The 10,308-nt window shown below is 37.0% G+C and carries 14 protein-coding genes and 1 rRNA gene; 13 read left to right on the plus strand and 2 right to left on the minus strand.

Annotation, left to right across the window (positions count from 1 at the left end; all coding sequences use genetic code 11):
* Positions 1–84 precede the first annotated feature (84 nt).
* From rplQ to PLX19_RS22080, 10 genes are all read left to right on the plus strand, one after another.
* Positions 85–447: a 50S ribosomal protein L17 gene (rplQ, locus tag PLX19_RS22035; RefSeq protein ID WP_020063215.1), complete on the plus strand. Its 363-nt coding sequence runs from the start codon at positions 85–87 to the stop codon at positions 445–447.
* 232 nt (positions 448–679) lie between these two features.
* On the plus strand, positions 680–1,522 hold the full coding sequence (locus PLX19_RS22040) for an energy-coupling factor ABC transporter ATP-binding protein (RefSeq protein WP_272190995.1): 843 nt from the start codon (positions 680–682) through the stop codon (positions 1,520–1,522).
* A complete protein-coding gene (locus PLX19_RS22045) occupies positions 1,498–2,379 on the plus strand; it encodes an energy-coupling factor ABC transporter ATP-binding protein (RefSeq protein ID WP_272190996.1) in 882 nt (293 codons plus the stop codon). The genes PLX19_RS22040 and PLX19_RS22045 overlap by 25 nt, the downstream gene beginning before the upstream one ends.
* Positions 2,367–3,161: an energy-coupling factor transporter transmembrane component T family protein gene (locus tag PLX19_RS22050; RefSeq protein ID WP_272190997.1), complete on the plus strand. Its 795-nt coding sequence runs from the start codon at positions 2,367–2,369 to the stop codon at positions 3,159–3,161. Before PLX19_RS22045 ends, PLX19_RS22050 begins: the two co-directional genes overlap by 13 nt.
* A 14-nt stretch (positions 3,162–3,175) precedes the next feature.
* Positions 3,176–3,919: a tRNA pseudouridine(38-40) synthase TruA gene (gene truA / locus PLX19_RS22055; protein ID WP_334313778.1), complete on the plus strand. Its 744-nt coding sequence runs from the start codon at positions 3,176–3,178 to the stop codon at positions 3,917–3,919.
* Between the two features lie 155 nt (positions 3,920–4,074).
* The gene (gene rplM, locus PLX19_RS22060) at positions 4,075–4,512 is read left to right on the plus strand and encodes a 50S ribosomal protein L13 (RefSeq protein WP_020063210.1); all 438 of its coding nucleotides are present in this window, start codon (positions 4,075–4,077) and stop codon (positions 4,510–4,512) included.
* Positions 4,513–4,533: 21 nt separating this feature from the next.
* Positions 4,534–4,926 (plus strand): 30S ribosomal protein S9, encoded by a 393-nt coding sequence (gene rpsI, locus PLX19_RS22065; RefSeq protein ID WP_035434683.1) that lies wholly within the window; start codon positions 4,534–4,536, stop codon positions 4,924–4,926.
* A gap of 164 nt (positions 4,927–5,090) precedes the next feature.
* On the plus strand, positions 5,091–5,519 hold the full coding sequence (locus PLX19_RS22070) for a DUF2521 family protein (RefSeq protein ID WP_272190999.1): 429 nt from the start codon (positions 5,091–5,093) through the stop codon (positions 5,517–5,519).
* A 66-nt stretch (positions 5,520–5,585) separates the two neighbouring features.
* Positions 5,586–6,299: an N-acetylmuramoyl-L-alanine amidase CwlD gene (gene cwlD, locus PLX19_RS22075; RefSeq protein ID WP_272191000.1), complete on the plus strand. Its 714-nt coding sequence runs from the start codon at positions 5,586–5,588 to the stop codon at positions 6,297–6,299.
* A 127-nt stretch (positions 6,300–6,426) separates the two neighbouring features.
* Positions 6,427–7,488 (plus strand): Mrp/NBP35 family ATP-binding protein, encoded by a 1,062-nt coding sequence (locus PLX19_RS22080; protein WP_272191001.1) that lies wholly within the window; start codon positions 6,427–6,429, stop codon positions 7,486–7,488.
* Between the two features lie 15 nt (positions 7,489–7,503).
* Here PLX19_RS22080 and gerD read toward each other — a convergent pair whose 3' ends face one another.
* Positions 7,504–8,112: a spore germination lipoprotein GerD gene (gene gerD, locus PLX19_RS22085; protein ID WP_272191002.1), complete on the minus strand. Its 609-nt coding sequence runs from the start codon at positions 8,110–8,112 to the stop codon at positions 7,504–7,506.
* A 136-nt stretch (positions 8,113–8,248) separates the two neighbouring features.
* On the opposite strand from gerD, the gene PLX19_RS22090 reads away from it, so the two are divergent.
* Positions 8,249–8,851 (plus strand): KinB-signaling pathway activation protein, encoded by a 603-nt coding sequence (locus PLX19_RS22090; protein ID WP_272191003.1) that lies wholly within the window; start codon positions 8,249–8,251, stop codon positions 8,849–8,851.
* A gap of 44 nt (positions 8,852–8,895) precedes the next feature.
* Here PLX19_RS22090 and pdaB read toward each other — a convergent pair whose 3' ends face one another.
* The gene (gene pdaB, locus PLX19_RS22095) at positions 8,896–9,660 is read right to left on the minus strand and encodes a polysaccharide deacetylase family sporulation protein PdaB (RefSeq protein WP_272191004.1); all 765 of its coding nucleotides are present in this window, start codon (positions 9,658–9,660) and stop codon (positions 8,896–8,898) included.
* A 137-nt stretch (positions 9,661–9,797) separates the two neighbouring features.
* On the opposite strand from pdaB, the gene PLX19_RS22100 reads away from it, so the two are divergent.
* The gene (locus PLX19_RS22100; RefSeq protein ID WP_272191005.1) at positions 9,798–10,016 is read left to right on the plus strand and encodes a hypothetical protein; all 219 of its coding nucleotides are present in this window, start codon (positions 9,798–9,800) and stop codon (positions 10,014–10,016) included.
* A 218-nt stretch (positions 10,017–10,234) separates the two neighbouring features.
* Positions 10,235–10,308 (plus strand): 16S ribosomal RNA (locus PLX19_RS22105); the annotation flags it as partial.

The following is a 10,308-nucleotide window of genomic DNA, read 5'->3' on the forward strand; positions in this document are numbered from 1 at the left end:
TAAGCATAAGCTGGAAGAACTAGGTTTAGGCTTACGTAAAGACGACTGAGGATTTAAATTCATCAACGAAGGAGGGAACTACGAATGGCATACAGAAAATTAGGCCGTACAAGTGCGCAACGTAAAGCTATGTTACGTGACTTAGCTACTGATTTAATTATCAACGAGCGCATCCAAACGACAGAAACTCGTGCAAAAGAACTTCGTTCTGTAGTGGAAAAAATGATCACTTTAGGTAAACGCGGAGATCTTCATGCTCGTCGTCAAGCAGCTGCTTACATTCGTAATGAAGTTGCTAATGCTGAGACTGGTCAAGATGCATTACAAAAATTATTCGCTGATGTAGCTCCACGCTATGCTGAGCGTCAAGGCGGATACACTCGTATTGCAAAAATTGGTCCACGTCGCGGTGATGCTGCACCAATGGTAATTATCGAGTTAGTATAATGACAAGCAAAAGGGCAGGACAGTACTTTTTAAGTAACTGGTCATGGCCCTTTTTTTTTAAGTATAGAAGAAAACGTTAATCTTATTATTTGCAAACAGTAAGACTCACATTTCAAGATTCAGAGAGAAGTGAGAGATAACTGTTGGCATGCGCTCAATTGGTGAGCTTTTCGCCTCCAGTGGATGGGAATTTCACTTTAATTGGCTGAATAATGGAAGAGGGTGTCCACAAATGAAAAAAGAGAAGCTTCGTGCTGAGAACATATCATTTCAATACCCTCAAGCTGCTTCTTACGCCCTACGTGACGTTTCATTCTCTTTATATGAAGGGGAATGGGTATCTATTATTGGACAAAATGGGTCAGGAAAATCAACGCTTGCAAAGTTATTAAATGGTTTGTTTTTACCATCAGCAGGAACAATTACTGTAAATGGAACACTTGTTTTATCAGAAGAAACTGTATGGGATATTCGAAAACAGATTGGAATGGTTTTTCAAAACCCAGATAATCAATTTGTCGGAACAACTGTACAGGATGATGTTGTCTTTGGGCTTGAGAATGTCGGAATGCCTAGAGAACTAATGGTAGAACGTATGAAACACGCTTTGGAGCTCGTACGAATGGAAGAGTTTCAAAATGAAGAACCTCACTATTTATCAGGTGGACAAAAGCAGCGCGTTGCAATTGCTGGCGTGCTAGCACTTCAGCCGTCTATATTGGTATTAGACGAGGCAACATCTATGCTTGACCCTCAAGGTCGTAAAGAAGTGGTAGAAACGGTTAGAGAACTTGTTCGCACGAAGGGAATTACAGTTCTTTCGATTACTCACGACCTAGAAGAAGCAGCGCAGTCCGATCGGATTATTATTTTAAATCACGGAGAATTATTAGAAGAGGGAACACCTGAACACATTTTTCAATCACCGAAAATGTTGCAAGAAATTGGTTTAGACGTACCATTTTCAGTAAAAATGGCAGAATTATTGAAAAGCAATAAAATTCCTTTACAATCAATGCATCTTACAATGGAAAGTTTGGTGAGCGAACTTTGGAGATTAAATTCCAAAAAGTAGAGCATCGTTATCAATATAAAACCCCATTTGAAAAACGAGCCCTTTACGATATAGATATTTCGTTTCCTAGTGGTGGCTATTATGCCATTATCGGTCATACAGGGTCGGGTAAGTCAACGATGATTCAACATTTGAATGGCTTATTGCAACCAACGAGTGGCACTATTCAAATTGGGGAATATAGCATTTCATCTCAAAAGAAAGCGAAAAAATTAAAACCTCTTCGAAAAAAAGTAGGAGTTGTTTTTCAATTTCCAGAACATCAATTATTTGAAGAAACAGTAGAAAAGGATATTTGCTTTGGGCCTTTAAATTTTGGCGTATCTGAAGAAGCGGCGAAACAAAAGGCAAAAGATACCATTCGGTTAGTTGGGCTGTCAGAGGAGCTATTAGAACGTTCTCCGTTTGAGTTAAGCGGTGGACAAATGAGACGCGTTGCTATAGCGGGTGTACTCGCGATGGAGCCTGAAGTATTAGTATTAGATGAACCAACAGCAGGACTTGATCCTAAGGGCCAAAATGAGCTTATGGAGATGTTCTATCATCTTCACAAGCAAAAAAATCTTACGGTGATTCTTGTGACACATAATATGGAGGATGCTGCAAAATATGCAGACAACATTGTTGTGATGCATAAAGGAACGGTCTTTTTGCAAGGAACATCAGAGGAAGTCTTTACGCATGCAGATGAGCTTGAACGAATTGGTGTATCTCTTCCGATGTCGCTAAAGTATAAGCGAGAAATTGAAGAGAAATTAGGAATTACTATACCAAAAGCCACCTTGTCTTTAGAAGATTTAGCAGATGAAGTCATACAACTGTTTAGAAAAGGTGGGGATTCAGCATGCAGCAGTTAATTATTGGGAGATATATTCCGGGAGAATCTGCTATTCATAGATTGGATCCTCGTACAAAACTGTTAATGGTCTTTTTATATGTATTTGTTGTATTTTTAGCAAATAATGCAATTTCATACGGCCTGCTATTTTTGTATGCACTCATTGCTTTGTTTTTTGCAAAAGTGCCGATTCGTTATATTCTTTCTGGGTTAAAACCTATTTTATGGATTTTTTTATTCACGTTCTTTCTGCACATTTTTACAACAAAAGAAGGTGCTGTACTCGTTCAATTTGGATGGTTTTCTATATATGAGAAAGGGCTTGAACAGGGGATTTATATTTCTATTCGTTTTTTTGTCATTATTTTAATGACAACCCTATTAACATTAACGACAACACCAATTGAAATTACAGATGGCATGGAGACATTGTTGCATCCTTTAAAGCGTATAAAAGTTCCTGTTCACGAAATCGCACTTATGATGTCTATATCCTTACGCTTTATTCCAACTTTAATGGATGAAACCAGTAAAATTATGAAAGCACAAGCTTCTCGAGGTATAGACTTTGCAGGTGGTCCAATGAAAGACAGGCTGAAAGCGATTATCTCGTTACTTGTACCACTATTTATTAGTGCGTTTAAACGTGCAGAAGACTTAGCGATTGCGATGGAAGCACGAGGTTATCGAAGCAACGGATACCGTACGAAATTCCGGCAGTTAGAATGGAAATGGATTGATACATTAACGCTCTTAAGCTTATTTGCTTTAGCGTGTATTTTAATTTTAGTTCGATCGTAATGGAGAGTATAAGTATGGAAAGAATAAAATGCACTGTTTCGTATGATGGGGTTAACTTTTGTGGATATCAAATTCAACCGAATCAACGTACTGTTCAACAAGAAATAGAGAAAGCACTGCAAAAGGTGCATAAAGGGGAAGCTGTTCGTGTACAAGCGTCAGGAAGAACAGATTCCAACGTTCATGCCAAAGGCCAAGTTATTCATTTTGATACACCGCTATCACTAACAGGAGAGCAGTGGATGGCGGCTTTGAATACAATGCTGCCAGATGATATTGTTGTGGAGCAGGCTGAGCAAAAAACGTTAGACTTTCACGCAAGGTATGGCGTTGTGAAAAAAGAATATCGTTATCGGGTATTATTATCTAAAAAAGCTGATGTATTCCGTAGAAATTACGTATATCAGTATCCGTATGCATTAGATATAGAATCTATCCGAAAAGCAATTCCTTATTTTATTGGAACACATGATTTTACTTCATTTTGTTCGGCAAAAACTGATAAAAAAGATAAAGTGCGAACAATTTATGAAATAGATTTAATAGAACAGGGCGATGAGTTAGTCTTTCGCTTTGTTGGAAATGGTTTTTTATATAACATGGTTCGAATTATTGTCGGTACGCTGCTTAGCGTCGGTCAAGGGAAAATTGCTCCTGAAAGCATTTCAGACATTTTACAAAAACAAGACCGCCGTTTTGCTGGGAAGATGGTACCGGGGCAAGGCCTTTATTTATGGGAGGTAAACTATAACAACTAATCCTGGTGTAACATTCGCTTGACATTAGAAACTCAAAAGTATATCATAACATATGGTATTGTTTCTAAAACCACGATTAGCCCCGGAAGGAAATCGTGTTTAAGATAAACAATAGATTTTTTCTATGGAAAAGATAACGAGTAGGAGGGAAACAAATGCGTACGACTTTTATGGCAAAAGCTAACGAAGTTGAGCGTAAATGGTATGTGGTTGACGCTGAAGGTCAAACTTTAGGTCGCCTTGCTAGTGAAGTAGCATCCATTTTACGTGGTAAAAACAAACCAACATTTACACCACACGTTGACACGGGTGATCATGTAATTATTATTAACGCTGAGAAAATTCACTTAACAGGTAATAAATTAAACGATAAAATTTACTACCGTCACACTAACCACCCAGGTGGACTTAAGCAAAGAACAGCTCTAGAAATGCGTACAAACTACCCTGTACAAATGTTAGAGCTTGCTATTAAAGGCATGCTTCCAAAAGGACGTTTAGGACGTCAAATGTCTAAAAAATTAAATGTGTATGCTGGATCTGAGCATCCACATCAAGCACAAAAACCAGAAGTTTACGAACTTCGCGGATAATTAATTAAAGGAGGGCTTACTTTGGCACAGGTACAATACAATGGTACTGGACGTCGTAAGAGTTCAGTAGCACGCGTACGCCTAGTTCCAGGCGAAGGACGCGTTATCATTAACGGTCGTGAATTTGAAAACTATATCCCATTTGCTGCATTACGTGAAGTAGTGAAACAACCTCTAGTTGCAACAGAAACTTTAGGTAACTACGATGTACTTGTAAACGTACATGGCGGTGGATACACTGGTCAAGCTGGTGCTATCCGTCACGGTATTTCTCGCGCTTTATTAAAAGCTGATCCAGAATACCGTTTAACATTAAAACGTGCAGGTCTATTAACTCGTGACGCACGTATGAAAGAGCGTAAAAAATACGGTCTTAAAGGTGCTCGTCGTGCACCTCAGTTCTCAAAACGTTAATTTTTGCGAACTTCAAACCCCAGCCTTTTGGCTGGGGTTTTTTTATGTTCTTCAATAGCTTCTGTTAGCATCCTCTTCCTTGGAATATTTTAGTGCTACCTTCTTGTGTATGCTTCCTACTGAGAAGTTTAGACTAATACGTACATAGGGAGGTTTTAAGTACTATGAATGTTATTGTGAGTCTGAAAGAAAAACAAAGAGAAAAGCAACTGAAGTATGAACGTAAAATATTGCGTGAATTATCATTACAAACACTTAGAGAAAATATTCGTAATTGCTTTTGTATGGATACATTTCATCGTCATTATGAAGATTATTGTATAGAACTGGGCATTGAGTCTTATTTATTAGGAGCTAGGTATAGTAAGTTTGGATATTATGGAGAATCGCTTTTAGATGTAAAAAACAGAGCATCTCATGAAGAAGTTCAATTAACGGAAATGCTATTTCATTTTTTGACAAGTGTGCCTTTACGTACTTTGGAAGAAAGTGAAGATGAGCAACTATATCAATCGTGCCAGCACTTTATTAGTGCTTGGTGGCAACAAGGATATGAGAAGGGGGAGAAAAGATATCGCATGAAGCTGCATTAAGAAAATCATAAACTTTCCTCTTGTCCCATATAAGTAAGTAGAGGGACTAGCTGAAGGGGGGAAGGTATGAAAAAAATTCGGATTATTTCTTTTATGTTAGCAGCGGTGATACTCTTTTTTTTAGTAAAGCAGGAATTTCAAATTACAAAATCATGGAGAGCATGGAATTTGCCTTTGTCTGGAAAAATTATTGTGTTAGATGCTGGTCATGGTGGCCCGGATGGAGGCGCGGTTGGCGGGGACGACATTATTGAAAAAGATATTACACTGGAAATTACCAAAAAGGTACGAGACTATTTGCAGGAACAAGGAGCACTTGTTATTTTAACGCGCAATGGAGATTATGATCTAGCTGACAAAAGCACGAAGGGATATAGTCGCCGTAAAGCAGAGGATTTAAAAAAACGCGTAGAGATTATTAATAAGCCCGATGTTGATTTTTTTGTTAGTGTGCATTTGAATGCCCTCCCAAGTGGTAGCTCAAAAGGAGCACAAACATTTTATTATCGTTCTTTAGTAGAAAACGAACGAGCGGCGAAATTTCTTCAAGCTGAATTACGAACAAGTCTTGAGAATACGAACCGGTCGGCGAAAACAATTTCGCATGTTTACTTATTAAAGTATGCAAAAACGCCAGGTGCATTAGTTGAAGCTGGGTTTTTATCAAATGTAAATGAAAGATATTTATTGAACTCCGAGAAATATCAGCAAAAGGTTGCTGCTGCTATATATCGCGGGGTTTTGCGATATTTTACTGAAAAAGGAAACCCTCCTAATTAAGGAGGGTTTCTTTGTAACGGAGTTTTCCGAAAATATGCTATACTTACAATGAAAACGCATTTATTTTGTTTTAAAGGCAATTACATGCTCGTAAGAACTTAATTTTATCCAGGGGGCGGGACAGATTATGGTAACGAAAGAACAAGTAATGGAAGCACTTGAAGGGATAATAGATCCGTTTCTAAATAAAACATTAAAAGAAACAAACGCTATTAAAGAAGTGACAGTAAAACCGGAAAAAGAACATGTTAGCATTAAAGTTGCAATTGTGAAAACAGGAACAGCGGAGCAAATGCAATTGCAAGCAACAATTGTAAAATTAGTGAAAGAACTAGGAGCAGTGACAGTAGGATTGCGCTTTACAGAATTTACTGAAGAGGAACGATTACAATTTACTCCGCAAGAAGAACAGAGTGAATCTTTATTATCACCACATTCGAAAACAACTTTCTTAGCAGTAGCGAGTGGGAAAGGCGGTGTTGGAAAATCAACGGTTTCTGTAAACTTAGCAATTTCTCTTGCCCGTTTAGGAAAAAAGGTTGGGATTATTGATGCTGATATATACGGATTTAGTGTACCGGATATGATGGGAATTGAAAAACGTCCTATTGTACGCGGTGATAAAATCATTCCGGTAGAACGTTTTGGTGTGAAGGTTATTTCTATGGGGTTTTTTGTAGAAGATAATGCGCCTGTTATTTGGAGAGGTCCTATGCTTGGCAAAATGTTAAATCATTTCTTCACAGAAGTAGAGTGGGGGGACTTAGATTACTTAGTATTAGATTTACCTCCAGGTACAGGTGACGTAGCATTAGATTTGCATTCAATGCTTCCGGCATGTAAAGAAATTATTGTAACAACGCCGCATCCAACAGCAGCTTTTGTAGCAGCTAGAGCTGGTGCAATGGCACTTCGTACAGAACATGAGATTATTGGTGTTGTAGAAAATATGGCTTATTTCGAAAGTAAAGTAACTGGTGAAAAGGAATATGTATTCGGAAAAGGCGGAGGGGAAAAATTAGCAACAGAATTACAGACAGAAGTACTGGGTCAAATTCCGCTTCAGCAACCAGATTGGAATACAGAAGAATTTGCTCCATCTGTATACGATGAAGATCATAAAAATGGAGTAATCTATAAACAAATTGCTCAGCAAGTAATTGAGAGAGCGGCAATTGCACAAAAATAACCCTCAGTACGAGGGTTATTTTTGTTCTTTCTTGCCTTCTTCTGATCCGCCTTCTTTTTTCTGTTCACTACCACTTTTTTGTGCCTTTTCAACACCTTTACTAATAATATCAATCATTTTTGCTTGAAATAATGGGCTTTCGGCAGTTTCAGTTAAGACTTGCTGTAAATATTGACGGTACTCTTTGCTTTTCATTGTTTGCATCATGATTTTTCCCACTTCTGGATTTTTCATGATTTCTATAACACCAGCTTGATAATCAGGATCTTTTAATAAAGTTTTCATTAAATTTGTTTGTTCCTTCTCGATGCTTTTTGCAAATTTAGTGGCAAACTCAGGGTCTTTAAATACTTTTTCCCAAAATTGCTGTCCTTTCTCTGATATCATAGTATCTTCAATCGTTTTTTTTACTACAGATTCGTCTAAAATAAGAGCTTGTTTCATTTTTTCATCGGTTAGTACATCTTGAATCGCTTTTTTTCCTTGATCCGTTTTTAAAATATCAATAATCATTTTTTTCGTTTGATCATAATCTAATTGGGATTTCGCTTCTTTTTCCTGTGCGCATGCAACGATTCCGATAAAAAGGATGAAAGAGACCGAAATGAGTAGAATCCGTTTCATCAGCCGGGGCTCCTTTCACGTGTTTCTCTTTTTTAATATAAATCTCTTAGGAGAATTTATACATATTGATGGCTAGCTTTTTAAAATTGACATTGTTACAATTTAATTAGAAATATATATAATGGGGGATATGTCTGTGAATAGCCGAAATTGGGTACGACTCTTTTTGACGACTTTATTTCTTGGGGGAAGCAGTACAATCTTTATCGGTTTTATTTTAGAGTGGGACAAGTACAATGAATTTTTTCGAAATTTCGACGGAAAGGAAATCTTAATGATTTCTTTTTGGTTGCTTGGAGTCGGTTTTATTTTTAGTGTAATCAGTCAGATGGGGTTCTTTGCATATTTAACAATTCATCGATTTGGACTAGGGATGTTTCGTTCTCCCACTCTTTGGAATGCAATACAAATGTTCTTAATTGCTTTTGTATTATTCGATTTTGTATATTTACGCTCTGTAATAATTGCCAATCGGAACGAATCACTGGGTATGAATATTTTTGTGGCCGCGGCTCTCTTTTTGTTTGGAGTAATTGTTGCTTATATAAAAAGCAAAGAGACGAACAAGAAGGCGTTTGTTCCAGCGTTATTCTTTATGATTGTTGTAACGATTATTGAATGGGTTCCGGCGTTACGTATTAATGATACGAATTGGTTATATTTAATGGTTGTTCCGTTGCTCATTTGCAATGCATATCAGGTTTTGATATTGCATCGTTTAATAGGACAAAAAAGCTGATTCCTATATTGGAATCAGCTTTTATTTAGTGGATAAGAATGAATTTAATCTATGTCTTTACTTTTGGCTTTTGTATTTGAGATGAGCTGGGAGACAGGGACGTTTTCAAATCCATCTGTTTTTAATTTTTGAAGCAGCATCGGTAATGCTTGATTTGTTTGTAGTGCTGAATCAGAAGCGTGAAGTAAAATGATATCTCCTTCGTGCAAGTTTTCTGAAACAGTGGTAATAATTTTATTGACTCCAGGGTTTTTCCAATCATTTGAATTATTGCTCCAATGTACAATTGTGTATCCAAGAGATTCAGCGATTTTTAATACCGTTTTATTAAAGCTACCATTAGGAGGACGTAGGAGTTGAACTTGTTTTACTTGAAGTTTTGTAAATATGTCCTGTGCCTTTAGGAGGTCTCTTCGAATTTCGCTAGCCTCTAAAGACGTATAGTCTTTATAATTGTATCCCATGCTCCCAATTTCGTGTCCGTCTTTTATAATACGCTCTACAATATCAGGGTGACGTTCTGCCCATGCAGCAGAAAGGAAGAAGGTAGCGTTTTTAATTTTTTTTTCTTTTAATGTATCTAGTATAGGTAAAGCTTTCTCATCTCCCCAACTAATATCGAATGTTAAAGAAACCTGTTTTTTTGTCGTGTCTCCTTTATAAATTGCTTTTGGACCAGTAGCTGTTGAAAAAACTGATTGATAAGAATATGTTTTTACAAAAAGCAGCCATGCCGTAAAAAGGGAAAGCACAATAATAAGACTAATTTGTTTAAACTTATGTTTACTCGTTATAAAGAAGAAAAACATCGTTTCTCCGCCCCTTTGTCCAATCCGTTTCAGTTACTTATATGCAGAAAAAGAAGAAAAGAGAACTAAACGATTAACATCGTAAGAAAAGGATATACTGAACGGTATGTAGATAAGAAAACAGCTGAGGTGACGGAATGATTGGATTGCTGATTACAGCTCAGGAACAAAAGGAGCTAGAATATGTATTAAAAAGAGAATTAGACGAATTGTTATTTGACTTCGCGGATAAGCGAATTCATCATGTTGTAAAAAAGACGATGGAAGAGCGATATAAATTGTTGTTTATTTTATTTACAAAAATAGCTCCACCTGAAGATTGTACAAGGTATATAAGAAAAAGAATTTTTCATTAAAAAGTATTGACGGTGTAGTTCTATATATGATAAATTAATATTCGTCGCTGATGATTGAATGCATCAGGCGCCAAAAAGAAATAAAAAACATTGTTGACATCAAAAAACAAAGATGTTAACATAAGGAAGTCGCAATTGAGCGGCAGATAAGTTCTTTGAAAACTGAACGAAACAAACAACGTGAAACGTCAATTTTTATTTATGATGCTAGACAAACTTTATTGGAGAGTTTGATCCTGGCTCAGGATGAACGCTGGCGGCGTGCCTAATACATGCAAGTCGAGCGAACCGA

The sequence above is a fragment of the Bacillus sp. BP-3 genome (genome assembly GCF_028401955.1).
GTDB lineage: Bacteria > Bacillota > Bacilli > Bacillales > Bacillaceae_G > Bacillus_A.